24 protein-coding genes and 1 pseudogene are annotated in these 25,872 nt (G+C 73.6%); 23 read left to right on the top strand and 2 right to left on the bottom strand.

The annotated features are described in order from the left end of the window. Positions 1–20: 20 nt before the first annotated feature. From J4709_RS36250 to J4709_RS36140, 23 genes are all read left to right on the top strand, one after another. Positions 21–662 carry a YceD family protein gene (locus J4709_RS36250; RefSeq protein ID WP_173099515.1) on the top strand — a complete coding sequence of 214 codons (642 nt, stop codon included), beginning with the start codon at positions 21–23 and terminating at the stop codon, positions 660–662. A gap of 1 nt (position 663) precedes the next feature. Further along, entirely contained in the window at positions 664–843 is a 180-nt protein-coding gene (gene rpmF, locus J4709_RS36245; RefSeq protein WP_151545395.1) for a 50S ribosomal protein L32, read from the top strand. A 315-nt stretch (positions 844–1,158) separates the two neighbouring features. Further along, entirely contained in the window at positions 1,159–1,977 is an 819-nt protein-coding gene (gene rnc, locus J4709_RS36240; protein ID WP_307801855.1) for a ribonuclease III, read from the top strand. Beyond that, positions 1,970–2,863 carry a bifunctional DNA-formamidopyrimidine glycosylase/DNA-(apurinic or apyrimidinic site) lyase gene (gene mutM, locus J4709_RS36235; protein ID WP_208247846.1) on the top strand — a complete coding sequence of 298 codons (894 nt, stop codon included), beginning with the start codon at positions 1,970–1,972 and terminating at the stop codon, positions 2,861–2,863. Before rnc ends, mutM begins: the two co-directional genes overlap by 8 nt. A 32-nt stretch (positions 2,864–2,895) precedes the next feature. Then, positions 2,896–3,204 (top strand): acylphosphatase, encoded by a 309-nt coding sequence (locus J4709_RS36230; RefSeq protein WP_208247845.1) that lies wholly within the window; start codon positions 2,896–2,898, stop codon positions 3,202–3,204. A 178-nt stretch (positions 3,205–3,382) separates the two neighbouring features. Then, the gene (locus J4709_RS36225; RefSeq protein ID WP_021598747.1) at positions 3,383–3,580 is read left to right on the top strand and encodes a hypothetical protein; all 198 of its coding nucleotides are present in this window, start codon (positions 3,383–3,385) and stop codon (positions 3,578–3,580) included. 317 nt (positions 3,581–3,897) lie between these two features. Continuing rightward, positions 3,898–7,566, top strand: coding sequence for a chromosome segregation protein SMC (smc, locus tag J4709_RS36220; protein ID WP_208247843.1), 3,669 nt, complete (start codon positions 3,898–3,900; stop codon positions 7,564–7,566). Positions 7,567–7,865: 299 nt separating this feature from the next. Beyond that, positions 7,866–8,273, top strand: coding sequence for a globin domain-containing protein (locus J4709_RS36215; protein WP_208247841.1), 408 nt, complete (start codon positions 7,866–7,868; stop codon positions 8,271–8,273). Positions 8,274–8,280: 7 nt separating this feature from the next. Beyond that, positions 8,281–9,480 (top strand): globin domain-containing protein, encoded by a 1,200-nt coding sequence (locus tag J4709_RS36210; RefSeq protein ID WP_208247839.1) that lies wholly within the window; start codon positions 8,281–8,283, stop codon positions 9,478–9,480. Between the two features lie 5 nt (positions 9,481–9,485). Next, on the top strand, positions 9,486–10,181 hold the full coding sequence (locus tag J4709_RS36205; protein WP_208247837.1) for a DivIVA domain-containing protein: 696 nt from the start codon (positions 9,486–9,488) through the stop codon (positions 10,179–10,181). Positions 10,182–10,318: 137 nt separating this feature from the next. Beyond that, positions 10,319–11,482, top strand: coding sequence for a signal recognition particle-docking protein FtsY (ftsY, locus tag J4709_RS36200; protein WP_208247835.1), 1,164 nt, complete (start codon positions 10,319–10,321; stop codon positions 11,480–11,482). Between the two features lie 266 nt (positions 11,483–11,748). Next, entirely contained in the window at positions 11,749–13,104 is a 1,356-nt protein-coding gene (locus tag J4709_RS36195; protein ID WP_208247833.1) for an ammonium transporter, read from the top strand. Further along, on the top strand, positions 13,101–13,439 hold the full coding sequence (locus J4709_RS36190) for a P-II family nitrogen regulator (protein WP_173099525.1): 339 nt from the start codon (positions 13,101–13,103) through the stop codon (positions 13,437–13,439). The genes J4709_RS36195 and J4709_RS36190 overlap by 4 nt, the downstream gene beginning before the upstream one ends. A 7-nt stretch (positions 13,440–13,446) precedes the next feature. Beyond that, entirely contained in the window at positions 13,447–15,813 is a 2,367-nt protein-coding gene (locus J4709_RS36185) for a [protein-PII] uridylyltransferase (protein ID WP_208247831.1), read from the top strand. Between the two features lie 111 nt (positions 15,814–15,924). After that, positions 15,925–17,508: a signal recognition particle protein gene (gene ffh, locus J4709_RS36180; RefSeq protein ID WP_208247830.1), complete on the top strand. Its 1,584-nt coding sequence runs from the start codon at positions 15,925–15,927 to the stop codon at positions 17,506–17,508. Positions 17,509–17,816: 308 nt separating this feature from the next. Further along, positions 17,817–18,266 (top strand): 30S ribosomal protein S16, encoded by a 450-nt coding sequence (gene rpsP, locus J4709_RS36175; protein ID WP_208247828.1) that lies wholly within the window; start codon positions 17,817–17,819, stop codon positions 18,264–18,266. Between the two features lies 1 nt (position 18,267). Continuing rightward, positions 18,268–18,510, top strand: a complete 243-nt coding sequence (locus J4709_RS36170) for an RNA-binding protein (RefSeq protein ID WP_021598307.1) — start codon at positions 18,268–18,270, stop codon at positions 18,508–18,510. Positions 18,511–18,644: 134 nt separating this feature from the next. Further along, entirely contained in the window at positions 18,645–19,157 is a 513-nt protein-coding gene (gene rimM, locus J4709_RS36165; RefSeq protein WP_208247826.1) for a ribosome maturation factor RimM, read from the top strand. Beyond that, positions 19,154–19,936: a tRNA (guanosine(37)-N1)-methyltransferase TrmD gene (trmD, locus tag J4709_RS36160; protein ID WP_208247824.1), complete on the top strand. Its 783-nt coding sequence runs from the start codon at positions 19,154–19,156 to the stop codon at positions 19,934–19,936. Before rimM ends, trmD begins: the two co-directional genes overlap by 4 nt. Positions 19,937–20,051: 115 nt before the next feature. Beyond that, positions 20,052–20,402: a 50S ribosomal protein L19 gene (gene rplS, locus J4709_RS36155; RefSeq protein ID WP_067461562.1), complete on the top strand. Its 351-nt coding sequence runs from the start codon at positions 20,052–20,054 to the stop codon at positions 20,400–20,402. Positions 20,403–20,570: 168 nt separating this feature from the next. Then, complete coding sequence (lepB, locus tag J4709_RS36150) at positions 20,571–21,464, top strand: signal peptidase I (protein ID WP_307801853.1); 894 nt, start codon at positions 20,571–20,573, stop codon at positions 21,462–21,464. 449 nt (positions 21,465–21,913) lie between these two features. Further along, on the top strand, positions 21,914–22,642 hold the full coding sequence (locus J4709_RS36145) for a ribonuclease HII (protein WP_208247820.1): 729 nt from the start codon (positions 21,914–21,916) through the stop codon (positions 22,640–22,642). Further along, positions 22,639–22,953: a DUF2469 domain-containing protein gene (locus J4709_RS36140; protein WP_151539670.1), complete on the top strand. Its 315-nt coding sequence runs from the start codon at positions 22,639–22,641 to the stop codon at positions 22,951–22,953. The genes J4709_RS36145 and J4709_RS36140 overlap by 4 nt, the downstream gene beginning before the upstream one ends. A 246-nt stretch (positions 22,954–23,199) precedes the next feature. On the opposite strand, the gene dprA is transcribed toward J4709_RS36140, so the two are convergent. Continuing rightward, a complete protein-coding gene (gene dprA / locus J4709_RS36135) occupies positions 23,200–24,354 on the bottom strand; it encodes a DNA-processing protein DprA (RefSeq protein WP_232384584.1) in 1,155 nt (384 codons plus the stop codon). Further along, positions 24,351–25,730, bottom strand: a pseudogene (locus tag J4709_RS36130) (YifB family Mg chelatase-like AAA ATPase); the annotation flags it as partial. The gene dprA and the pseudogene J4709_RS36130, both read right to left, overlap by 4 nt. Between the last annotated feature and the right edge of the window lie 142 nt (positions 25,731–25,872).

Below are 25,872 nucleotides of genomic sequence, written 5' to 3'. Positions count from 1 at the left end.
ATCACCGGCCGCGGTTCGCCATGCCTCACGAAAGCAGGACTCCGCTGTCTCGCCTCGATCCCAACGCCCCGCTCGTGCTCGACACCCGAGCTCTCAGCAGGCAACCCGGGTCATCGCGGGAGATGCGCCTGTCCGTGCCGGCACCGGAGGACTTCGGCGTCGAGATGGTGGGCGTCCCCGAGGGCGCCGCGATCGAGCTGGACCTCCGGCTCGAGGCGGTGCTGGAGGGGGTGCTCGTCACGGGCACGGCGACGGTCCCCCTGGAGGGGGAGTGCGCCCGCTGCCTGGACCCGATCGCCTCGTCCTTCGAGGCGGACTTCCAGGAGCTCTTCGTCTATCCTGACACCCGCTCCGGCGGGAACGCCGAGGACGACGAGCTCCGCCTCGAGGACGATCTGATCGACCTCGAACCGGTGCTCCGGGACGCGGTGCTGCTCGCGCTGCCGCTCTCGCCGCTGTGCCGGGACGACTGTCCCGGGCTGTGCGCGGAGTGCGGCGCACGGCTGGCGGACGACCCGGACCACCACCACGACGTCGTCGACCCGCGCTGGGCGGCGCTGCAGGACCTCGCCGGCGAACCGTCGCCGGAGCCTCCCGAGGGGGGACGCGGGGACTCCGGTCCCCGTGGATCAGTCGACCAACAAGGAAAGCAGGAGGGCTGACGTGGCCGTCCCGAAGCGGAAGAAGTCGCGCAGCAACACGCGGCACCGGCGTTCGCAGTGGAAGGCCACGGCGCCGACCCTCGTCGAGTGCCCGACGTGCCGCGACAAGAAGCTGCCCCACACCGCGTGCGCGACGTGCGGCACCTACGACCGGCGGCAGGTCATCGCCCCGTCGGCCTGAGCCTTTTCGCATCCCGGGGGGCGGACCCGCCGGCGGCGCGCCTCGCGGCGCGGCGCCGGCGCCCGCCCCTCGCGGATGCGCGGCAACCCGACCACCCCGGCGCGTGACGTCGGCGTGGTGAGCGGCGCGGACCCTGCGCCCGGAGCCGTGGTGCACGCCGGGATCAACCGAACCGGCGCGCACCTCGTCTTCGCGGACGGCGTCCTTCCGGGCCCGCCCGGACGCGTCGTGCTTGCTCGCCGTCGCGGCCTCCCCGGCCGCCGCGCCCTTGCGGCGACCGCGCCCTGCGCGGTGCCCGGCCTGCGAGGAGGGCCTGTGAGCAAGAAGTCGTCCGAACCCGCTCCCGACCGTGCGGAGCTGAGCGCCGCCCTCGGCGTCGAGGTCACCGCCGACCTGCTCGAGCGCGCGCTGACGCACCGCTCGTACGCCTACGAGAACGGCGGCCTGCCCACCAACGAGCGCCTGGAGTTCCTCGGGGACTCGGTGCTCGGCCTGGTCGTCACCGACACCCTGTTCCGCGGCCACCCCGACCTGCCGGAGGGGCAGCTGGCCAAGCTGCGCGCCGCGGTGGTGAACATGCGGGCGCTGGCGGGCGTCGCGCGGGCGCTCGGCGTCGGCGCGCACATCCGGCTCGGCCGCGGCGAGGAGGGCACCGGCGGCCGCGACAAGGCCTCGATCCTCGCCGACACCCTGGAGGCGCTGATCGGTGCCGTCTACCTGGACAAGGGCCTGGACGAGGCGTCCGCGCTCGTGCACCGGCTGTTCGACGCGCTGATCACCCGTTCGGCGGGCCTCGGCGCCGGCCTGGACTGGAAGACCTCGCTGCAGGAGCTGACCGCGGTCGAGGAACTGGGCGTGCCCGAGTACCACGTCGCCGAGAGCGGCCCCGACCACCAGAAGACGTTCCGCGCGTCGGTGCGGGTCGCCGGGACCGCCTACGGGTCCGGTGAGGGCCGCAGCAAGAAGGAGGCCGAGCAGCACGCCGCCGAGGCCGCCTGGAACGCGATCCGCGAGATCGTGGTGCAGCGGGAGGCGGCCGAGCAGGCGGGCGCCGCCGCGGAGGCCGCGGAGCCCGCGGAGGAGCCGCAGGCCAGTGCGAAGGGTTCGCGTCCCGCCGGGCTCGCCGGTGCCTGAGCTTCCCGAGGTCGAGGTCGTCCGGCGGGGGCTGGAGCGCTGGACGTCCGGCCGGACGATCGCCGCGGCGGAGGTGCTGCACCCGCGGTCGGTCCGCCGGCACGAGGCCGGCGCCGCCGACTTCGCCGGGCGGCTCGCCGCCCGCACCGTGCTCGCGCCGCGCCGCCGCGGCAAGTACATGTGGCTGCCGCTGCGCGCCGAGGCGGAGGACGAGCCGGGGGAGGCGCTGCTGGCGCACCTCGGGATGAGCGGGCAGCTGCTCGTCGGCGAGCCGGACCGCGAGCGCGAGAAGCACCTGCGGGTCCGGATGGTGTTCGACGACGGCGGCCATGACCTGCGCTTCGTCGACCAGCGGACGTTCGGCCACCTCATGGTGTCCGACCTGGTGCCGGACGCGTTCGACGCGGGCGCGCTCGTCCCCGAGCCGATCGTGCACATCGCCGCCGATCCGCTGGAGGACGCGTTCGACGCGGAGGTCTTCTACCGCGCGCTGCGCCGCCGCAAGACCGGCATCAAGCGGGCGCTGCTCGACCAGTCGCTCATCAGCGGGGTCGGCAACATCTACGCCGACGAGGCGCTGTGGCGGGCGCGGCTGCACTGGGCGCGGCCGACCGAGACGATGACCCGCGCCGAGGCCGCACGCGTCCTGGAGGCGGCCAGGGAGGTCATGGGGGCGGCCCTGGACGTCGGCGGCACCTCGTTCGACAGCCTGTACGTCAACGTGAACGGCGAGAGCGGCTACTTCGAGCGGTCGCTGGAGGCGTACGGACGCCGGGACGAGCCGTGCAGCCGCTGCGGGACGCCGATACGCCGCGACGAGTTCATGAACCGTTCGTCCTACAGCTGCCCGGTGTGCCAGCCGAGACCCCGCCGCGCGCGCTACTAGGCTGCCCGGGTTCACGATCCGAGGGGGACGCGATGGGCGACGCGGAGCAGGAGACGGTGCGGCTGACCGCGTGGGTGCGGGGCCGCGTGCAGGGCGTGGGTTTCCGCTGGTGGGTGCGGTCGCGGGCGCTGGAGCTCGGCCTCGCCGGCAGCGCGACGAACCTGAGCGACGGCCGGGTGGAGGTCGTGGCGGAGGGTCCGCGCGAGCGCTGCGAGCGGCTGCTGGAGCTGCTGGACGGCGATGCGTCCGGCGGTGTGCCCGGGCGGCCGGGGAAGGTGACCGGGGTGGCGCGGCGGTGGAGCGAGCCGCGCGGGGAGGCCGCCGGTTTCCTGGAACGGTGACCGGGTAGGGGGTTCCGGTTTTTACCTGCTAAACTAGTAGAGGAAGGTTGTTACCGGCCTGTGATGTGCGTCTTGACCAGGACACCGGCCGGTGCGACTCTAGACGATACGCGCACCGACTTCAGATGCTTCTCGTGCGCGATCCCTGCTGGTTACTCAGCGTGGAGGACCCTTAGTCATGGCGAAGGCTCTACTCGGCCACGTCGGCGGTCCCGACCCCCGGATGGTCGCGGAGATGCGGCGCCTGCAGCAGCGCGTACGGGACCTGGAAGCCGAGCTCGTACGGCTTCAGGCGGAGAACGACGCGCTTGCGACGGCGACCGACGACGACGTGATGTCGCTCGCGGTGAAGGACCGTGAACCTGCGCTGACCTGATCGGCGCCTTTTTTCTGATACTGGACAGGGGACGCCGTCATCAGGCGTCCCTTCTGTTTTGCCCACCGCATCCGGTGACGGGCGTCTCGGCCCGCCGCCGGGCGGTCGATCTCCGGTCAAGCCTCGGTTCTCTTTTGGTCTGACCGAGTTCGGACTCCATGCGGCATTCGCCGTATTAACGGGCGTACGTCCGGCGTACCGGGCCGTGCCCCGAATCCGCCTCCCATCCGTGCGGGTGCCGTGCCCGCACCGCCTGCGGCCGGTATCGTTCGTTCGGATTCCCGGAGCCGGCAGCGCAGGAGGAGGACGGCGGGCGCGTGTACCTGAAGACCCTGACGCTGCGCGGCTTCAAGTCCTTCGCGTCCTCGACGACGCTGAAGTTCGAGCCGGGCATCACCGCCGTCGTCGGCCCCAACGGGTCGGGCAAGTCCAACGTCGTGGACGCGCTGGCCTGGGTGATGGGCGAGCAGGGCGCCAAGTCGCTGCGCGGCGGCAAGATGGAGGACGTCATCTTCGCCGGCACGGCGAACCGGGCGCCGCTCGGCCGCGCCGAGGTCGTGCTGACGATCGACAACTCCGACGGCGCGCTGCCGATCGACTACACCGAGGTCACGATCAGCCGGCTGATGTTCCGGTCCGGGTCCAGCGAGTACGCCATCAACGGCGACTCGTGCCGGCTGCTGGACATCCAGGAGCTGCTGTCGGACTCCGGCATCGGCCGCGAGATGCACGTGATCATCGGGCAGGGGCAGCTCGACCGCGTCCTGCACTCGGGGCCGGAGGGCCGCCGCGCGGTCATCGAGGAGGCGGCCGGCGTCCTCAAGCACCGCAAGCGCAAGGAGAAGGCGCTGCGCAAGCTGGACGCGATGCAGGCGAACCTGACCCGCGTCCAGGACCTCACCACCGAGCTGCGCCGCCAGCTCAAGCCGCTCGGCAAGCAGGCGGAGATCGCCCGCCGCGCCGCCGTCATCCAGGCCGACCTGCGCGACGCGCGGCTGCGGCTGCTCGCCGACGACCTGGTCACGCTGCGCACCAAGCTGGAGCAGGAGGCCGCCGACGAGGCGGCGATCCGCGAGCGCCGCACCGAGACCGAGCGCGCGCTCGGCGAGGCGCAGGAGCGCGAGGCGGTCCTGGAGGCCGAGGAGGCCGAGCAGGCGCCGAGGCTCGCGCAGGTGCAGGACACGTGGTTCCGGCTGTCGGCGCTGAAGGAGCGGCTGCGCGGCGTCGCCGACCTTGCCGCGGAGCGGCACCGCAACGCCTCCGAGGCGCGCGAGGAGGAGCGGCGCGGCCGCGACCCCGAGGACATGGAGCGCGAGGCCGCCGAGATCCGCGAGCAGGAGGAGATGCTGCGCGCCGCGCTCGACGAGGCGCAGGACGGGCTGGCCGACGCGGTCGAGGAGCGCACCGGCGCCGAGGAGGCGCTCGCCGGGGAGGAGCGCCGGCTGCAGGCCGCCGCGCGCGCCGCCGCCGACCGCCGCGAGGAACTGGCGCGGCTGCGCGGCCGCGTCGAGGCGCTGCGCAGCAAGGCGCAGGCGGGCCGCTCGGAGATCGGCCGGCTCGCCGACGCCCGCGACGAGGCCGGGCAGCGCGCCGAGACCGCGCAGGCCGAGTTCGAGGCGTTCGAGGCCGAGGTCGTCGAGGACCCGGCGCTCGCCGCCGAGCACGAGGCGGCGCAGGAGGCACTGGCGACCGCCAAGGACGCCGCCGAGGAGGCGCGCGCCGCCGTCGAGGGGCCGCGCCGCGCGCTGCAGGAGGCGCGCTCCGCCGTCGCCGCCGCGCGGACCGCCGACCAGGCCGCGCAGAAGAAGGCGACCGCGCTGCAGGCGCGGATCGAGGCGCTGAACCTGACCCTCGCCAGCGCCGCCGACGGCGGCGAGGCGCTGCTCGCGGCCGGCGCCGACGGCTCGGTCGAGGGCGTGCTCGGCACGGTCGCCTCGCTGCTGACGGTCCGGCCGGGCTACGAGACGGCGGTCGCGGCCGCGCTGGGCGACGCGGCGCAGGCCATCGCGGTCGGGTCGCTCGACACCGCCGAGGCCGCGCTGGCGCTGCTGCGCTCCCGCGACGCGGGCCGCGCGGGCCTGCTCGTCGGCGGGGGAGCCGCCCGCCCGCCGGAACGCGTGCCCGGCGTCGACTACGCGGCCGACGCGGTGACGGTGCCCGACGCGGTGCGTCCCGCCCTCGACCATCTGCTGGGCGGCGTCGCCGTGGTCGACGACGTCCCCGCCGCCGCCGCGCTCGTCCGCCGCGAGCCCGCGCTGCGCGCCGTCACCCGCGACGGCGACCTCGTCGGCGCGCACTGGGCGCAGGGCGGCGCCGCCGGCGGCGGGCAGAGCCTGCTGCAGATGCGCGCCGCACTCGACCAGGCCACCGAGGACCTCGCCGCCGCCGAGACCGCCGCGGAGACCGCCGCCGGGGAGCTGACCGCGTCGGCGGACGCCGAGCAGTCCGCGCAGGCGGCGCTGGACGCCGCGCAGGCCGCCGCCAACCAGGCGCAGAACGGGGTGAACCAGGCGCAGTCCGACCTCGACCGCGTCCGCGCGCGGCTCCGGGAGTTCGACGCGCAGGCCGCGCAGGAGGCCAAGCGCGCCGCGCGGCTGGAGGCCGACGTCCGCGCCGCGCGCGGCGAGGCCGAACGGCTCACCAAGGCCCTCGACGCGGCGAACGAGTCGCTGGAGCGCGACACCGAGGCCGCCGAGGAGCTGGCGGTGCGGCTCGCCGAGTCGGAGGAGGCCGCCGAGGTCGCCGACGAGGCCGGGCACGACACCGACGCCCGCGACGAGCTGGCCGCGCGCTGCCAGGCGCTCCGCTCGACCGAGATGGAGGCGCGGCTCGCCGTCCGCACCGCGGAGGAGCGCGTGCAGGCCATCACCGGACGCGCCGACGCGCTGGAGCGCGGCGCACGCCGCGAGCGCGAGGAGCGCGCCCGCGCCGCCGAGCGCCGCGCCCGCCGGGAGGTGCAGGCCAGGACCGCCAGGGCCGTCCTGAAGGGTGCGCGCGCCGCGCTGGACCGGATCGAGCTGTCGCTGGCCGCCGCCGTCCGGCAGCGGGAGGCCGCCGAGGCGGCCAAGTCCGCCCGCGAGGCCGAGCTGAAGGTCGTCCGCACCCAGGTCCGGGAGCTGTCGGGCACGCTGGAGCGCCTCGTCAACGTCGTGCACGGCAACGAGGTCGCGCGCGCCGAGCAGCGGCTCCGCCTCGAACAGCTGGAGCAGCGCGCGCTGGAGGAGTTCGGCCTGGAGGTCGAGTCCCTCGTCAACGAGTACGGGCCCGACCAGCCCGTCCCGCCCGACCCCGACCAGGGGGAGGACGCCGAGCCCGCGCCGTACGTCCGGGCCGTCCAGGAGAAGCGCGCCAAGACCGCCGAGCGCCAGCTCAACCAGCTCGGCAAGGTGAACCCGCTCGCGCTGGAGGAGTTCGCGGCGCTGGAGGAGCGGCACGCGTTCCTCACCTCCCAGCTCGACGACCTGAAGAAGACCCAGCGCGAGCTGCTCGCCCTGGTCAAGGAGGTCGACGACCGGGTGCAGCAGGTGTTCGCGGCCGCCTACGACGACACCGCCCGCGAGTTCGAGCGGATCTTCGCGCGGCTGTTCCCCGGCGGCGAGGGCAGCCTGTCGCTGACCGAGCCGGAGGACATGCTCGCCACCGGCGTCGAGGTCGCGGCCCGCCCGCCGGGCAAGAAGGTGAAGCGGCTGTCGCTGCTGTCGGGCGGCGAGCGGTCGCTGGTCGCGATCGCGTTCCTGGTCGCGGTGTTCAAGGCCCGCCCCTCGCCGTTCTACGTGCTCGACGAGGTCGAGGCCGCGCTCGACGACACCAACACCCAGCGGCTCATCACCGTGTTCGAGGAGCTGCGCGAGTCGTCGCAGCTCATCGTCATCACGCACCAGAAGCGCACGATGGAGGGCGCCGACGCGCTCTACGGCGTCAGCATGCGCGGCGACGGCGTCACCCAGGTCGTGAGCCAGCGGCTCCGCGACCAGGAGTCCGCCTGATCTTTCATTTGCCCACAAATTTGGACCATTCCAAATGGGCTGTGAGGCAGACCACCGTCTCATTCCGTGGACGTGCACGATCTTCTGCCGAAATATTTCGCGTCCAATAACGCATTGCGGGCCCCGCATTTTCCCCGGTGACGGGTGAACGGCGCGGACGCGAGCACCGACCGTGATCCGGCGGCGACGCTGACGGGCTTGTGCGTGCCCGGTCGTTCCACTAGTCATGTGCCCCGTGGTTCTCCGGCTCCCCTCCCGGACACCCCGCCCGGGCTCGGAGAACCGCTGGAGAGGACACCGTGGACCCGCAGAAACTCAAGGACAATTTCGCCCAGGTCGGCTCGAACGGCATTGTCGTCGCCGAGTATTTCTACGCCGATCTGTTCGCCCGGGAACCGCAGCTCAGGAGCATGTTCCCGGCCTCGATGAACAAGCAGCACGAGGTGCTGCTCGGCGCGCTGTCGCAAATCGTGTCGACGGTCGACGACACCGGCGAGCTCGTCCCGTTCCTGCAGGACCTCGGCCGCCGGCACCACGGTTTCGGCGTCGCCGCCGAGCACTACGCGCCCGTCGGCGCCAGCCTGCTGGCGACCCTCGCCTACTTCAGCGGCCCCGACTGGAACGAGGACCTGGAGCGCGACTGGACCGCCGCCTACGGCCTGGTCGCCCAGGTCATGACGGAGGCCGCCGCCGAGCCCGTCGGCTGACCGCGGCGTGGACGCCCAGCGCCTCAAGGACAACTTCGCCGCCGTCGCCGGGCAGGGCGACGCCGTCGCCCTGTTCTTCTACTCCGACCTGTTCGTGCGCAACCCGCACCTGCGCGACATGTTCCCGATCGGGATGACCGGGCAGCGCGACAAGCTGCTGCGCGCGCTCGGGCAGATCGTCTCCCAGGTCGACGACCTGCCCGCGCTCGTCCCGTTCCTGCGCCAGCTCGGCCGCGACCACCGCCGGTTCGGGATCGTCGCCGAGCACTACCCGAACGTCGGCGCGAGCCTGCTCGCCACGCTCCGGCACTTCTCCGGGCCCGCCTGGACCGACGACGTCGAGAGCGACTGGAACGCCGCCTACAGCCTGGTCGCCAAGGTCATGCTGGAGGCCGCCGACCAGGACGCGCTGTCCAGCCCGGCCTGGTGGAACGGCCAGGTCGTCGCGGCGGAGCGGCGCCGCTTCGACATCGCCGTGCTGCGCGTGCAGCCGGACCGCCCGCTGCCGTACGCGCCGGGGCAGTCCGTCGCGCTGGAGGTGCCGTCGCGGCTGCGGCACTGGCGGTACTACTCGATGGCGAACGCGCCGCGCCCCGACCACACCATCGACTTCCACGTCCGGCTGGTGGACGGCGGGCCCGTCAGCCCCGTGCTCGTCCGCGCCACCCAGCCCGGCGACCGCGTCCGGATGGGCGCGCCCGTCGGCACGCTCACGCTCGACGAGTCGTCCAACCGGGACGTGCTGCTCGTCGCGGGCAGCACCGGGCTCGCGCCGCTGAAGGCGATCCTGGAGCAGATCGCGGGCCGTCCCGTCCCGCCGCGCGTGCACCTGTTCTTCGGCGCCCGCGACCGCGACGGCCTGTACGACCTGGAGCACCTGAGCAAGCTCGCCGCCGAACTGCCCTGGCTGACCGTCGTCCCCGCCGTGTCGGACGAGCCCGTCCAAGACGACTCGGGCGGGCACGGCTTCTCCGCGCTGCTGCGGTCCGGCGGCGGCCGCGGAACCGGCCACGAGGGCCCCGCCGACGAGGGTATCGAGCACGGCGACCTGCCCGACGTGGTGGCCCGGCGCGGTCCCTGGCCCGGCCACGACGCCTACGTCTGCGGGCCGGCGGCGATGGCGGAGGCCGCCGTCGAGCGGCTCGCCGCGTCCGGCGTCGCGCGCGACCGCATCCGCCTGGAAACCTTCGCCGACGCACAGAGGTGACCGCCGTGAACTCCCCGAACCTGCCCGTCGTGCCCGACGGCTCCCGGCTGACCCCCGGCGAGCTGCAGTCGGTGGTGTTCGCGCGGGCCGCCCTCGGCCGCCGCGGCTACGACGAGGACCAGGTCCGCGACTTCCTGCAGTACGTCGAGCGGGAACTCGTCCAGATCCTCAACCAGAAGGCCGCGGCGGACGAGGAGGTGAACCGGCTGCGCGCCCAGGCGGGCCGCGGCGCCGGCGGCGTCATGGCCCCCGAGGACGCGCACTTCCAGGCCGTCCGGATCCTGTCGCAGGCCCAGCAGACCGCCGACCTGTACGTCGCGGACGCCGAGCGCTACACCCGCGAGCTGGCGCACGAGGCGCGGCTGCACCGCGAGGCGATCCTGTCCGACGCCAAGGGGCGCGCCGAGCACATGCTGGAGGACGCGCACCGCAAGGCGGCCGAGGTCGCCGACGCCGCGGTCCGGGCCGCGCCGCCGCCCGTCCCGGCGGCGCCCCCGGCACCGGGCGCGCCGGACGAGCCGGGCGACGAGAGGCGGCGCGAGCTGGAGCGCGAGATCGCCTACCTGCGCACCTACAGCGAGGTGTACCGCACGCATCTGCGCTCCTACCTCGAGGCCCTGTTGCGCAACGTCGACGAGTGGGAGGGTTCAGAGCGGGAATCGGTACCGGGGGAGTCCCCGGGGCCGCCGCTCCGGGGCTGATCGGGCACGCCTGCGGCGGGCGTGCCTTTCGCGCGCGTGCCTTTCGCGCGTGGGGAGGTTCGCGCGCGCGGGCAGGCGGGCGCGTGATCGGCGGGGTGTTCGGTTCGGCGCCGGCGGTCTGGAAAACTGGGGACGCTATGGAATATGTGATCGTCATCGTCGCGCTGTGCGCGGTCGCGCTGATCATCGGCGGGGTCATGCTGCTGCGCCGCCCGGTCCGCCGCCGCCGTCCGCCGGTCCCGCCCGCCGAGCGGCCGCCCGCCGAGCAGCACGGCGCGACCGCCGTCGACGAGGCGGAGGCCGCCGCCCCCACCCTCGAACGGGCGCCGCCGACCGAGGCGCCGGCGCCGCCGCCCACCATCGAGATCGAGCAGCCGCCGCCCGGCGCGGGCCGGCTCGTCCGGCTGCGGGCGCGGCTCGCGCGCTCCCAGTCCGCGTTCGGCAAGACCCTCCTCGGGCTGCTGTCGCGCGACACCCTCGACGACGACGCCTGGGAGGAGATCGAGGACACCCTCATCACCGCCGACATGGGCGCCGCCGTCGCCCGCCAGGTCACCGACGACCTGCGCACCCGGGTGCAGGTGCTCGGCACCCGCAGCCCGGAGGAGGTCCGCGCGCTGCTGAAGGAGGAGCTGGTCAAGCAGATCGGCGCCGACCTGGACCGCTCGCTGCGCACCGAGCGGCACGGCGACCGGCCCGCGGTGCTGATGGTCGTCGGCGTCAACGGCACCGGCAAGACCACCACCTGCGGCAAGCTCGGCCGCGTCCTGGTCGGCGACGGCAACACGGTGCTGCTCGGCGCCGCCGACACCTTCCGCGCCGCCGCCGCCGACCAGCTGGAGACCTGGGGGTCGCGGGTCGGCGCGCAGGTCGTCCGCAAGGACGAGGGCGCCGACCCCGCCAGCGTCGCCTTCGACGCGGTGAAGCAGGGCATCGACACCAGGGTCGGCGTGGTGATCATCGACACCGCGGGCCGGCTGCACACCAAGACCGGGCTGATGGACGAGCTCGGCAAGGTCAAGCGGGTCGTGGAGAAGCAGGCCGAGGTGGACGAGGTGCTGCTCGTCCTGGACGCCACGACCGGGCAGAACGGCATGCAGCAGGCGCGCGTGTTCGCCGAGGTCGTCAACATCACCGGCGTGGTGCTGACGAAGCTGGACGGCACCGCCAAGGGCGGCATCGTCGTGCAGGTGCAGCGCGAGCTGGGCGTGCCGGTGAAGCTGGTCGGGCTGGGCGAGGGCCCGGACGACCTGGCCCCGTTCGAGCCCGAGGCGTTCGTGGACGCGATCCTCGGCGACTGAGCCTCCCGGCGTACCGGCGCCCCGCGACCCTTTGCGGTCGCGGGGCGCCGTCTTTTCCGGGCGCCCCTTCGCCCGGACCTGACCGTGACCGGCGGAAAAGGAATCCGTCACCGCGGGCGGGTAAGACGGTGAGGGTTCCGAAACAGCCGCGAAACACCCCGTAGCGGGGTTTCACACTCCGGAAACACGGGCGGATCCGGGGTGAAACGGCCGCACGGGAATCTCTGGGCATCCACGTTTCCGGTCGAGGAGGGGCACTCTCCGAGATGAAGATCGATACGGGCGCGACCGCCTGGATGCTGACCGCAGCGGCGCTGGTCCTGCTCATGACACCAGGGCTCGCCTTCTTCTACGGCGGCATGACGCGCGCCAAGAGCGTCCTCAACATGATGATGATGTCGTTCGGCGCCATCATCAGCGTCACCATCCTCTGGGTCCTCTTCGGGCACTCCATCGCCTTCACCGACAACGGCAGTTCGTTCGTCAACAAGTTCATCGGCGGATTCGACGCGGTCGGGCTGAAAGGCGTCGCGACGCAGGTCTCCGAAGGGCTGCTGAAGGACCAGAGCGACAACATCCCGACGATGGTGTTCTCGATGTTCCAGCTGACGTTCGCGATCATCACGGTCGCGCTCATCAGCGGCGCCATCGCGGACCGTGCCAAGTTCGGCGCCTGGATGACGTTCACCGTCGCCTGGGCGACGCTGGTGTACTTCCCGGTCGCGCACTGGGTGTGGGGCACCGGCTGGCTGAACAAGCTCGGCATCGAGGACTTCGCGGGCGGCACCGTCGTGCACGTCAACGCCGGTGCCGCGGGCCTCGCGCTAGCGTTCGTCCTCGGCAAGCGGCGCGGCTGGCCGAAGGAGCCGATGCGGCCGCACAACCTGCCCTTCGTGCTGCTCGGCGTCGGGCTGCTGTGGTTCGGGTGGTTCGGGTTCAACGCCGGCTCCGAGCTCGCCGTCGACGGCACCACCGGGCTGGCGTTCATGAACACCCAGATCGCCACCGCCGTCGCCGCGGGCGCCTGGGCCGTGGTCGAGAAGCTGCGCGACGGCCACGCCACCACCCTCGGCGTCGCGTCCGGCGCCGTAGCGGGCCTCGTCGCGATCACTCCGGCGTGCGGGTTCGTCGACCCGTGGGCCGCGATCGTCCTCGGCGCCATCGCCGGCACCGTCTGCGCCTACGCGATCGGGCTGAAGTACAGGCTCGGCTACGACGACTCCCTCGACGTCGTCGGCGTCCACCTGGTCGGCGGCGCGATCGGCGCGCTGTCGCTCGGCTTCCTGGCCGCCTACCCGTTCCTGCCGAGCCAGCACAAGGGCCTGTTCTACGGTGGCGGCGTGCACCAGCTGGGCCTGCAGGCGCTCGGCCCCGTCGTGATCGGGCTGTACTCCTTCGCCATGGCCTGGGTCATCGGGAAGATCATCGACAAGACCATCGGGTTCCGGATCTCCGCGGACGACGAGGCCGCCGGGATCGACGTCACCGCGCACGCGGAGACGGCGTACGATCTCGCTCCCGCGGGGGCCGGCGGCATCCGCGCCGCCGTCCCCGGCACCGCGGCAGCCCGCGCGGTGCAGCCCGACAGCAAGCCCGACAAGAAGGTGGAGGCCGACGCGTGAAGCTGATCACCGCCGTCGTCAAGCCGTTCAAGCTCGACGAGGTCAAGGCGGCGCTGGAGACCTTCGGGGTCAAGGGGATGACCGTCAGCGAGGCCAGCGGCTACGGCCGCCAGAAGGGCCACACCGAGGTCTACCGCGGCGCCGAGTACAAGGTCGACCTCGTGCCGAAGCTGCGGGTCGAGGTGCTCGTCGACGACGAGGACGCCGACGACATCATCGACGTCATCGTCAAGGCGGCCCGCACCGACAAGATCGGCGACGGCAAGGTCTGGGCGGTCCCGGTGGACACCGTGGTCCGCGTCCGGACCGGCGAGACCGGCCCGGAAGCCCTCTAGGAGCGGTGTGACGTCCGTCCATCCTCCGGCCGGAGACGGGGCTCCCGGGTCCGCCCGCGCCGCGCTGGCGGCGGCGCGGGCCGCCCGCGCCGCCGAGCTGGACCGCCGCCTGGCGGACCTGCTCGCCGCCGCCGGCGCCCCCGGCCGGCCTGCGCCCCCCGCCACCCCGCTCCCCGGCGCCGTACCTGCCGATGCCGCGCCTGCCGATGCCGTGCCTGTGGGCGTCGCCCTTGCCGCCGTGGGCAGCCACGGGCGGCGCGAGCTGACCCCCGGCGGAGACCTCGACCTCGTGCTGCTGCACCGCGGAGACCCCGGCATAGGCGAGGTCGCCGACCGCGTCTGGTACCCGATCTGGGACTCCGGCCTGCGCCTCGACCACTCCGTCCGCACCGTCGCGGAGGCCAGGACCGTCGCCCGCGCCGACCTGAAGGCCGCGCTCGGGCTGCTGTCGGCGCGCGGGATCGCCGGGGACCTCGCCCTCGTCGACGAGCTGCGCGCCGCCGTCCTCGCCGACTGGCGCGCCGACGCCCGCGCCCGCCTCCCCGAACTGGCCGCGCTGTGCCGGGAGCGCTGGGAGAAACAGGGCGAGCTGGCGTTCCTGCTCGAACCCGACCTCAAGGAGGCCCGCGGCGGGCTGCGCGACGTCCACGTCATGCGGGCGGCCGCCGCGTCCTGGACCGCCTCCGCGCCCGACGGGCGCGTCATGGCCGCCCACGACCTCCTCCTCGACGTCCGGCACGCCCTGCACGAGACCACCGGACGCGCCACCGACCGCCTCGTCCAGCAGGAGCAGGAGGGCGTCGCCCGCGCCGTCGGCCTCCCCGACGCCGACGCGCTGCTCAGCGCGATCGCCGAAGCCGCGCGCACCGTCACCTACGCCGCCGACCACCTGTGGCGCCGCGTCGCACGCACCACCGGGCCGCGCCGCACGCCCGTCGAACGCCGCCCGGTGGGGGACGGCGCCGTCGAGCACGACGACGAGGTCGTCCTCGCCCGCAACGCCGACCTGCGCGACCCCGCGCTCGTCCTGCGCGTCGCGGCCGCCGCCGCCCACGCGGGCCTCCCGCTCGCCCCCGCGACCGTCGCGCGCCTCGCCGCCGACGCCGCCCTCCCCGCCGCGCCCTGGCCGCCCGAGGCCCGCGACGCGCTGGTCGCGCTCCTCGGCGCCGGTCCCGCCGCCATCGCCGTGTGGGAGGCCCTCGACCAGGCCGGCCTGATCGTCCGGCTGCTGCCCGCGTGGGAGCACGTCCGCAACCGCCCGCAGCGCGACCCCGTGCACCGCTTCACCGTCGACCGGCACCTCGTCGAGACCGCCGCCGGCGCCGCCGCCCTCGCCCGCGAGGTCGCCCGGCCCGACCTGCTGCTGACCGGCGCGCTGCTGCACGACATCGGCAAGGGCCGGCCCGGCGACCACTCCGCGACCGGCGCGGACATCGCGCGGGAGCTGGCCGCGGCGCTCGGCTTCCCCGACGGCGACGCCCGGGTGCTCGAGGCCGTCGTCCGGCACCACCTCCTGCTGCCCGAGACCGCCACCCGCCGCGACCTCGACGACCCCGTCACCATCGAGACCGTCACCGCCGCCGTCTCCGCCGTCCCCGGCCGCGAGCGCGAGACCCTCGAACTGCTCGCCGCCCTCGCCGTCGCCGACGGCAACGCCACGGGCCCAGCCGCCTGGGGATCATGGAAGGCCCGGCTCGTCGCCGAACTCGCCCGCCGCGCCGCCGCCGCGCTGTCCGGCGGCACCCCGCCGCCCCCGCCCGACCTCGGCCCCGACCGGCTCGCCCTCGCCCGCCACGACGGCGCCGCCGTCCGCGTCGCCGGCTCCCGCGTCACCATCGCCGCCCCCGACCGACCCGGCCTGCTCTGGCGCGCCGCCGGCGTCCTCGCCCTGCACCGCCTCGCCGTCCGCACCGCCCGCACCGTCTCGTCGCAGGCCGCCGACGCCGGGACCGCCGTCCTCGACTTCACCGCCGTCCCCGAATACGGCGCGCCGCCGGACCCCGCCGCCCTCGAAGCCGACCTGCGCCGCATGCTCGCCGGCCGGCTCGACGTCGCCGGCCGCCTGGACCGCCGCGCCCGGTCCGTCCGGATCCGGCCCGGCGCCGCCGTCGCGCCGCCGCGCGTCATGATCCTGGACGACGCGTCCGACACCGCCACTGTCGTCGAGGTCCGCGCGCACGACCGGCCCGGCCTGCTGTGGCGGATCGGCCAGGCCCTCGGCGCCCGCGGCCTGCACATCCGCGCCGCCCAGGTCGACACGCTGGGCGCCGAGGCCGTGGACGTCTTCTACGTCGTCGGCGAGGACGGCGCCCCGATCACCGACCCGGACGCGCTCGCGGCCGTCCGCGAAGGGGTCCTCAAGGCGCTCGGCTGACGGCGCGGGCGCCGCCGGCGCGGCCGGTTCGCGGCGACCGGGCGGGGACCGGCCGGTGACCCTATACGCTGATAGGCGATCCCAGAAGCTTTCCAAGGACGGTCCAGACACGTGTTCGAGACGCTCTCCGACCGGTTGACAACGGTCTTCTCGTCGCTGCGCAGCAAGGGCCGGCTCTCCGAGGCCGACATCAACGCGACGGCCCGCGAGATCCGCATCGCGCTGCTCGAGGCAGACGTCGCGCTGCCCGTGGTCAAGGACTTCATCGCGCAGATCAAGGAGCGGGCGCGCGGCTCGGAGGTCTCGCAGGCGCTGAACCCGGCGCAGCAGGTCGTCAAGATCGTCAACGAGGAGCTCATCAACATCCTCGGCGGCGAGACCCGCCGGATCCGGTTCGCCAAGACCCCGCCGACCGTGATCATGCTCGCCGGCCTGCAGGGCGCGGGCAAGACCACCCTCGCCGGCAAGCTGGCCCGCTGGCTCAAGGCCGAGGGCCACACCCCGATGCTCGTCGCCGCCGACCTGCAGCGCCCGAACGCCGTCCAGCAGCTCCAGGTCGTCGGCGAGCGCGCCGGCGTCGCGGTCTTCGCGCCCGAGCCGGGCAGCGGCGTCGGCGACCCCGTCGACGTCGCCCGCCGCTCCCTCGACCAGGCCCGGCACGCCCAGCACGACATCGTCGTCATCGACACCGCCGGCCGCCTCGGCATCGACGCCGAGATGATGCAGCAGGCCATCGACATCCGCGACGCCGTCAAGCCCGACGACGTGCTGTTCGTCGTCGACGCCATGGTCGGCCAGGACGCCGTCAACACCGCCCAGGCGTTCATGGACGGCGTCGGCTTCGACGGCGTCGTGCTCACCAAGCTCGACGGCGACGCCCGCGGCGGCGCCGCCCTGTCGGTCCGGCACATCACCGGCCGTCCGATCATGTTCGCCTCGACCGGCGAGAAGCTGGAGGACTTCAGCGTCTTCCACCCCGACCGGATGGCCGGCCGCATCCTCGACATGGGCGACATCCTCACCCTGATCGAGCAGGCCGAGCAGGCGTTCGACGCCGAGCAGGCCGAGCGGATGAGCACCAAGTTCGCCTCGGGCGAGGACTTCACCCTCGAGGACTTCCTCGAGCAGATGATGATGATCCGCAAGCTCGGCCCGATCGGCAACCTGCTCGGGATGATGCCCGGCATGGGGCAGGTCCGCGACCAGATCAGCCAGATCGACGACAAGGACCTGGACCGGATCGCCGCGATCATCCGGTCCATGACCCCGCAGGAGCGCGCCCAGCCGAAGATCATCAACGGCTCCCGGCGCGCCCGCATCGCCAAGGGCTCCGGCGTCGGCGTCGGCGAGGTCAACAGCCTCGTCACCCGGTTCTTCGACGCGCAGAAGATGATGCGCCAGATGGCCGGCGGCATGGGCCTGCCCGGCATGCCGGGCGGCCGCCGCAAGGCCGCCAAGGCCGCGAAGGCCGCCAAGAACAAGAAGGGCAAGCAGCGCAGCGGCGACCCGCGCAAGCGCGCCGGCGGCGGCAACAACCCGCAGGAGCAGCAGCCCGCGGCCGACGGCATGCCGAAGGGCCTGCCGCCCGGCCTCGGCGGCCCCGGCGGCGGCCTGCCCCCGGGCCTCGGCGGCCAGCTGCCCCCCGGCTTCCAGATGCCCGACCTCGGCAAACTCCAGAACCGCAAGAACAAGTGACCGCGCCCGACGCACCGTCCTGACGGCGGTGCGCCGGGCCGTCGCGGGACGTGCGGGCCACCGGGCGCGGACCGGCACGACAGGGCGGCACGGCCGGGGCGACAGGGCGGCACGGCCGGAGCGACACGGCGTGCGCCGATTGCGCGTTCACGCGGACGATCTGGCAGAATGACAGGCTGGAAACCCGGACTCGCGAGGCGCCCTCTCTCGTCCTGCGCGGCCGGAGTCCATCGGGCGGCGGTGAGCCGGTGTTCCCCACCTGGCACGGGCCGCCCACCCTGTAATGAAGTCTGGAGTACACCACACCCGTGGCAGTCAAGATCAAGCTCAAGCGTCTGGGGAAGATCCGGAACCCGCAGTACCGGATCGTCGTCGCCGACGCCCGCACCAAGCGTGACGGGCGGGCCATCGAGGAGATCGGGCTCTACCAGCCCAAGCAGGAGCCGTCGCTCATCCAGATCGACTCCGAGCGCGCGCAGTACTGGCTCGGCGTCGGCGCGCAGCCGACCGAGCCCGTGCTCACCCTGCTGAAGATCACCGGCGACTGGCAGAAGTTCAAGGGCGAGCCCGGCGCCGAGGGCACCCTCAAGGTCGCCGAGCCCAAGGCCGACAAGAAGGCCGCCTTCGAGGCCGCCGTCAAGGAGTCGATGGGCGACGACGCCGGCGAGGCCCCCGCCGCGCGCGGCAAGAAGAAGGCCGAGCCGAAGAAGTCCGAGGCGAAGGCCACCGAGACCGACGAAGCCAAGAGCGAGGGCTGACGTGCTCGAAGAAGCGCTCGAGCACCTGGTCCGCGGGATCGTGGAGAACCCGGACGACGTCCGGGTCCGCGCCCGCCGGATCAGGGGCGGCCGGGTCCTGGAGGTGCGCGTGCACCCCGAGGACCTCGGCAAGGTCATCGGCCGCAGCGGTCGTACCGCCAAGGCCCTGCGCACCGTCATCAGCGCCCTGTCCGGGGGCCGGTACGTGCGCGTGGACCTGCTCGACGTCAACGAGGTCCGCTGAGTGAGCCCCTGGCATCGCGCATGCCGGGGCACGCTCGCCCCGCCGGCGGCCGTCCCGGCCGCCGGCGGGGGCGGCTCACCGGCGGGCCCGCGGCCCGCCGGTCCTCGCGGCCCCGCCCCCCGCGGGCGGGTCCGATGAGCGACCCGCTGGCCGTCGGGCGCATCGGCCGCCCGCACGGCGTCCGCGGCGAGGTCACCGTCGACGTCCGCACCGACGACCCGGAGGGCCGGTTCGCCACCGGCACCCGGATCGCGACCGATCCCGCGTCCACCGGCCCGCTCACCATCGAACGGGCCCGCTGGCACTCGGGACGCCTGCTCGTGCGCTTCGCCGGAATCGACGACCGCGATGCCGCGGAGACCCTCCGCGGCACCTGGCTGGTCGTCGACTCCGGTGACATCCCCCCTTCCGACGACCCCGACGAGTACCACGACCAGGAGCTCATCGGGCTCGCCGTCGTCACCACCGGCGGCACCGCCGTCGGCGAGGTCGCCGACATCCTGCACCACGGCCAGGACCTGCTGGTCGTGCGCGGCCCCGGCGGCGAGACGCTCGTCCCGTTCGTCGCCGCGCTCGTCCCCGAGGTGGACGTCCCCGGAGGCCGGCTCGTGATCGACCCGCCCCCCGGACTGCTCGACGAGACATGAAACTCGACATCCTCACGATCTTCCCCGAGTACTTCGCCCCGCTGGAGATCTCCCTGCTGGGCAAGGCCCGCCGCACCGGCCTGCTCGACGTGCACGTGCACGACCTGCGCGACTGGACCCACGACCGGCACCGCACCGTCGACGACACCCCCTACGGCGGCGGCCCCGGCATGGTCATGAAGCCCGAGCCCTGGGGCGAGGCCCTCGACGCCGTCGCCCCGGCGGGCGCGGCCCCCCGCATGATCATCCCGACGCCCAGCGGCCGCCCGTTCACCCAGGCCCTCGCCGCCGAGTACGCCGCCGAGCCGTGGCTGCTGTTCGCCTGCGGCCGCTACGAGGGCATCGACTCCCGCGTCGCCGCGGAGGCCCGCACCCGGATGCCCGTGGACGAGGTCAGCCTCGGCGACTTCGTCCTGGCCGGCGGCGAGGTCGCCGTCCTGGTCATGGTCGAGGCCGTCGGCCGCCTCCTGCCCGGCGTCCTCGGCAACGCCGACTCCGTCGCCGACGACTCCTTCGCCCCCGGCGCGATGGAGTCCCTGCTCGAAGGCCCCGTCTACACCAAGCCGCCCGTCTGGCGGGACCGCGCCGTCCCGGACGTGCTGCTGTCCGGCCACCACGGCGCGATCGCCCGCTGGCGCCGCGACGAGGCCCTGCTGCGCACCGCCCGCAACCGCCCCGAACTGCTGCCCCGGCTGGCCGCGGGCGGGCTGGACGACCATGATCGCCGGGTGCTGCGCGAGGCCGGTTTTCCGGTTGACGCCGAAGATATGGCAGACTGAAGCGTCCGTGCGCTCGAACGCGCGGCTTCGAAGACCATTCTCCGCGGCGCGACGCCCCCACCGAAGTCCCATGGGGCCTCTCGACGCCCGCGTTCGACCCAGAGGAACCGCTGCGATGCACACCCTGATCCAGGAGATCGAGAAGGCCGCCATGCGCGCCGACGTCCCGGACTTCCGTCCGGGCGACACGCTGAAGGTGCACGTGCGCGTCACCGAAGGCAACCGGAGCCGTATCCAGGTCTTCCAGGGCGTGGTGATCCGGCGGCAGGGCGGCGGCGCCCGCGAGACCTTCACCGTCCGGAAGGTCAGCTACAGCGTCGGTGTCGAGCGGACCTTCCCGCTCAACAGCCCCTCGATCGACAAGATCGAGGTCGTCACCCGCGGCGACGTCCGCCGCGCCAAGCTCTACTACCTGCGCAACCTGCGCGGCAAGGCCGCGCGCATCAAGGAGAAGCGCGACTTCTGAGTCCGGTGAACGCCGACGCCCCGGGAACCCGCTGCGGTGCCCGGGGCGTTGCCCGTTCCGGGTGGGTTCGCCGGTCGGGCGCACGGCGACACGCCCAGCCGACCGGTGATGGGGGCCGGTCGCCGCTAGGCTTTGTCCCTGATGACTGACGAGGACGATCGGAGAGACGTGCGATCCGAGGCCGAGGGCGCGGTGCCCGAAGAAGAGGAGACCGTGGACTCCGCCGAGGAGACGGCCGACGACGACTCCGGCGACGGCTCCGCCGACGGCGAGAAGAAAAAGAAGAAGCCGGGCTCGTTCTGGAAGGAACTGCCCGTCCTGATCGTCGTCGCGGTCGTCCTCGCCCTCGTCATCAAGGCGTTCGCGGTCCAGGCGTTCTACATCCCGTCCGGGTCCATGGAGAACACCCTCCAGATCGGCGACCGGGTCCTCGTCAACAAGATCGTCTACCACACCCGCGACATCCACCGCGGCGACGTCGTCGTCTTCAACGGCCTCGACTCCTGGGACCCCGAGACCCACATCTCCAAGCCGACCAACCCGTTCTCCAAGGCGCTGCGCGCCGTCGGCACCGCGTTCGGCGTCGCGCCGAACGAGAAGGACTACATCAAGCGCGTCATCGGCATCCCGGGCGACCACGTCCACTGCTGCGACGCCCAGGGCCGCGTCACCGTCAACGGCGTCCCCCTGAGCGAGAAGTCCTACCTGTACACCGACCCGGTGACCCACGAGCAGAACAAGCCGTCCAACGAGCCGTTCGACGCCACCGTGGGCAAGGGCCAGCTCTGGGTCATGGGCGACCACCGCGAGCTGTCCTACGACTCCCGCTCGCACCGCGGCGACCCCGGCGGCGGCACCATCCCCACCGACCGCGTCATCGGCCGCGCCTTCGTCATCGTCTGGCCGCTGAACCGCATCGACACGCTGCCGATCCCCGACACCTTCAAGCAGGCCGGCTTCAAGACCGCGTCCATGGCGGCCCCCGCCACCCCCGCGGCCCTCGGCATCATCGGCACCCTCCCCCTCGCCTACCTGCGCCGCCGCAAACACCACCGCCCCTGACCCCCAGGGCCCCGACCACAACCCGCTCCTGAGCCGTAGGCCCACGCCACGCCGACCCACCGACCGGGCTCCGAAGGCGCTCACTCCCGGGCCTGTCCCGGGAGCGGCCATCCGCAGCCTGGTCTGGCAGTGCTCGCGGCCGTCCACTTCGGCGACCGCCGTCCGCGGCTTGCTCTGGTGATGCTCGCCCGGGGACTTTCTCGGCAGCCTGCGGCCGGCACCGCGCTCTGAGGGCTCTGGCTTCCGTTCTGCCTCGGGAGCCGGACGCAGCGTGGCCCGAAGGTGCTCGCCGCGGGGTCTGTTCTCGGCGGTCTTTGCCCGGGACTGCGCCGGGGGCCTTGTGGCCGCGGCGTTTGCGGCCGGTGGGACTGGTGGGGTGATCGGGGACATGCCCGGAACAGTGGCATTCGGTGAGCGGCGGGGTGTTCGGGCGACGTACGCTGCGGAGCATGAAGGGTCGTCCACTTCGCTTCACGCCGCGCCGTGACGCGGGACTGCACGCCTACGAGCGCGCCTTGGAGCACGCCGGGCTCAGCCCCGTGGCGGGCGTGGACGAGGCGGGCCGCGGGGCCTGCGCGGGCCCGCTGGTCGTCGGCGCCGTGATCCTTCAGGGCGGGCGGGGCGGACGCATCGAGGGCCTCACCGACTCCAAGATGCTGACGCCGGCGCGCCGCGAGGAGCTGTACGCCGAGATCACCAGGCGGGCGCGCGCGTGGAGCGCCGTCATCATCCCCTGCCACGACATCGACCGGATCGGGCTGCACCGCTGCAACGTCACCGGCATGCGGCGGGCTCTGGCGGCCCTGGACACCCGTCCCGCGTACGTGCTCAGCGACGGGTTCCCGGTGCCCGGGCTGGAGGCGCCGGGACTGGCCGTGATCAAGGGCGACCAGGTCGCCGCGTGCGTGGCGGCCGCCTCCATCGTCGCGAAGGTCACCCGGGACCGCATCATGGTGGATCTCCATGAGCGCTACCCCGAGTACGGCTTCGACGTCCACAAGGGGTACGTGACGCGCGCGCATGGGGCGGCTCTCACCGAGCACGGACCTTGTCCGGAGCATCGCTTCTCCTACGTCAATGTCGGGCGTGCCTTGCGTAACAATGGGGAGACGGCCTTGGGGGAGGAGACCGAAGGGGAGGTCCCCGGCGAGGGCCGTACGGAAGGGGCACGCGCGTGAGCGCCGAGGATCTCGAGAAGTACGAGACCGAGATGGAGCTGCAGCTCTATCGCGAGTACCGCGACGTCGTCGGGCTTTTCACCTACGTCGTCGAGACCGAGCGGAGGTTCTACCTCACCAACTCGGTCGACCTGCAGGTGCGCGGCGCCGACAACGGCGAGACCTACTTCGAGGTCACGATGCAGGACGCCTGGGTCTGGGACATGTACCGTCCCGCACGCTTCGTCAAGAACGTGCGTGTCGTCACCTTCAAGGACGTCAACGTCGAGGAACTCGCGAAGAGCGACTTCGAACTCCCCTCCGATCAGTGATCCCGCGCCGCGGCGGCCGTTCGGCCCGCTCGCGGAACGGTTCGACGGGCATGGCGTGGTCCTGCTGTGCTCTTGGCTCCTTTCGTGTCGACGCGGGTGCGCTGTCGGTCGGCTGTGGGGCGGCTCCAGGTGCATGGCTCTTCGTAGGGGCCGGCGAGGTCGCCGCCTGCCTCGCCCGTAACTTCAAGGCCCAGGTCGCCGCCATCGGCAGGGACGGCTGTTCTCTCCCTCGTGGGAATGGGTGCGTCAGCGGGGGGACTTGGCGGACTTGGTGAGGCGCCAGCCGGCGGGGGCCCGTTCGATGAAGCCCGACGCGGCGAGCAGGCCGAGCTTGGCGTTGACGGTGGTCAGGTCCATGCCCGCCTTGGCGGCCAGGGCCGCGGGACCGGTCGCGCCGCGGGCGGGGAAGGACTCCAGGACGGCGCGGGTGACCGGTTCCAGGCGGTCGCGGGGAAGGACGGGGGTCTCCGGCGGCGGGGCGAGGTCGGTGCCCAGCCGTCCGACGGCCTCGATGATCTCCTCGGTGCGGCTGACGAGAACGGTGTCCACTTGGCGCAGGAGCTGGTGGCAGCCCACCGACGACCGGGACGTGACCGGCCCCGGCATGGCCATCAGCACGCGGCCGAGCCTGCGGGCCCACGCGGCGGTGTTGAGGGCGCCGCTGCGGGCCTCCGCCTCGACGATCACCGACCCGCGGGACAGGGCGGCGATCACCCGGTTGCGCACGAGGAAGCGCAGCCGGTGCGGATGGGTGCCGGGAGGCGACTCGCTCACCAGCAGGGATCGGCGCGCCATCTCCGCGAACAGGCCCTCGTTCGAGGCCGGGTAGGGGACGTCCACGCCGTTGGCGAGGACGGCGACCGTGCGCCCGTCGGCGGCGAGGGAGCCGCGATGGGCGGCGGCGTCGATGCCGAGCGCTCCGCCGGAGACCACCGTCCAGCCGTCGTCGGCGAGCTCGGAGGCGAAGTCGGAGGCCATCCGCTGCCCGTACGGGGACGAGGCGCGCGAGCCGACCATGGCGACCGATCTCAGGCAGGCGTGGCGCAGGTCCTCGGGGCCGCGGAGCCAGAGCGCGTAGGGGCGTTCCCCGCCGAGGTCGTCGAGGGTGGTGGGCCATTCGGGTTCCCCGGGGCAGACCAGGCGGCCGCCGAACCGGTCGCAGACGGCCAGGTCCCGGTCGGGTTCGGCGGCGGCCAGGCGGATGCGCCAGTGCTCCAGCCGGTGCACCTCCTTCGGCGCGGCGCGCAGGTCGGCCGGGACGGCTCCGGAGCGGATCACGTCGAGCGCCCCTTCGGGGCCGCAGTGCCCGATGACGCGGTTGAGGAACGCGTCGCCGGGTTCGGCGATGGCGGTGAGCGCGGCGCGGGCCCGGCGCTCCGGTGTCATCGTGATCGTGGTCATGACCGCCCCGCGTGCCAGAGCGCCAGGGCGCCGCCGATGTCGTCCGCGTCGGGCTCGTCGTGGCCGCCGAGGTCGGCGATCGTCCACGCGACGCGCAGGACCCGGTCGAGCCCCCGTGCGCTGAGCGTCCCGCGCTGCAGCGACTCGTCGACCATCCGCATCGCCTCCGCGCCGGGGGTGAAGCGGCGGCGCAGCTCGGGCCCCGGGATCTCGGAGTTCGTCCGCCACGGTGTCCCGGCCAGGCGTTTCAGCGTCCGCTCCCGGGCGAGCATGACCCGGTCGGCGACCACCTTGCTGGCTTCGGCGAACTCCAGGTCGTAGCGGAGTTCGGCCCGGGTGGCGGGCGCCAGCTCCAGTTTGAGGTCGATGCGGTCGAGCAGCGGCCCGGTGACGCGGCTGCTGTACTTGCGGCGCACTCCGGGGGCGCAGGAGCAGTCGACCTGCTTGGCGGCGGCGCACGGGCACGGGTTGGCCGCGAGGACGAGGGTGAAGCGGGCCGGGAACCGCGAGGTGCCCTCGGCCCGGCTGATGCGCACCTCGCCCGCTTCGAGCGGCTGGCGGAGCGCGTCGAGCGTCCCCGCCATGAACTCGGGCGCCTCGTCCAGGAAGAGGATGCCCCGGTGGGCGAGGGAGACGGCGCCCGGCTGCAGCACCCGGCCCGATCCGCCGCCGACCATGGACGCCCGGCTGGCGGTGTGGTGCGGCGCGTGGAACGGGGGCTGCGTGATCAGCGGCTGGCCGGGCGGGAGCGTCCCCGCGACGGAGTGGATGGCGGTGACCTCCAGCGCGGAGTCGGGCTCCAGCGGCGGCATCAGCGTCGGCAGGCGCTCGGCCAGCATGGTCTTCCCGCAGCCCGGCGGCCCGGTGAAGTACAGGTGGTGCCCGCCCGCGGCGCTGATCTCCAGCGCCCGGCGCGCCTCGGCCTGGCCCCGGACGTCGGCGAGGTCCAGGTCGGCCGGGACGTCCGGCCGCCGGACCGCCGAGCCGCCGGCCGTCACGGACACCTCGGGCTCGGCCTCCTCGATGGGCGGTGGCTCGTCCCGCAGGATGCACAGCAGACCGCGCAGCGTGGCCGCGGAGACCACCTCCACGTCCGGCACGAGCTCGGCCTCGGCGGCGTTCGCCCGCGGGACGACGACCGTGCGGCAGCCGTAGTTGGCGGCGGCCAGCACCGCGGGCAGCACGCCCTGGATGGGCCGTAGCCGCCCGTCGAGGCCGAGTTCGCCGATCAGCACCAGCCCCGCGCAGGACCGCGCAGGGACGACCTCCGCCGCCGCGAGCAGGGCCACCGCGATGGCGACATCGAAGATCGACCCCTTCTTGGGCATGCTCGCCGGGAACAGCGAGACGGTGACGTGCCGGTTCGGCCAGTCCTCGCCGGAGTTGGCCTTTTCCCTATTGACTTAGCCTGTCGTAGCTGATCGAGAGAGGTGCTCCAGGTTGAGTTGGCGGGTGCGGTGGGTGCCGCAGGATGCGGTCCGGAGCGGCGTGCGGGAGGCGGTGCTGGCGGGGTGGGAG

Source organism: Actinomadura violacea (genome assembly GCF_017573465.1).
GTDB lineage: Bacteria > Actinomycetota > Actinomycetes > Streptosporangiales > Streptosporangiaceae > Spirillospora > Spirillospora violacea.
This window is presented reverse-complemented; position numbering and strand designations above follow the sequence as displayed.

Coding starts and splice junctions, on each gene's coding strand:
- J4709_RS36250 (WP_173099515.1), top strand. CDS start 21: ATGCCTCACGAAAGCAGGACTCCGCTGTCTCGCCTCGATCCCAACGCC.
- J4709_RS36230 (WP_208247845.1), top strand. CDS start 2,896: ATGGGCGACGCGGAGCAGGAGACGGTGCGGCTGACCGCGTGGGTGCGG.
- J4709_RS36225 (WP_021598747.1), top strand. CDS start 3,383: ATGGCGAAGGCTCTACTCGGCCACGTCGGCGGTCCCGACCCCCGGATG.
- ftsY (WP_208247835.1), top strand. CDS start 10,319: ATGGAATATGTGATCGTCATCGTCGCGCTGTGCGCGGTCGCGCTGATC.
- J4709_RS36195 (WP_208247833.1), top strand. CDS start 11,749: ATGAAGATCGATACGGGCGCGACCGCCTGGATGCTGACCGCAGCGGCG.
- rimM (WP_208247826.1), top strand. CDS start 18,645: ATGAGCGACCCGCTGGCCGTCGGGCGCATCGGCCGCCCGCACGGCGTC.
- trmD (WP_208247824.1), top strand. CDS start 19,154: ATGAAACTCGACATCCTCACGATCTTCCCCGAGTACTTCGCCCCGCTG.
- rplS (WP_067461562.1), top strand. CDS start 20,052: ATGCACACCCTGATCCAGGAGATCGAGAAGGCCGCCATGCGCGCCGAC.
- J4709_RS36145 (WP_208247820.1), top strand. CDS start 21,914: ATGAAGGGTCGTCCACTTCGCTTCACGCCGCGCCGTGACGCGGGACTG.
- dprA (WP_232384584.1), bottom strand. CDS start 24,354: ATGACCACGATCACGATGACACCGGAGCGCCGGGCCCGCGCCGCGCTC.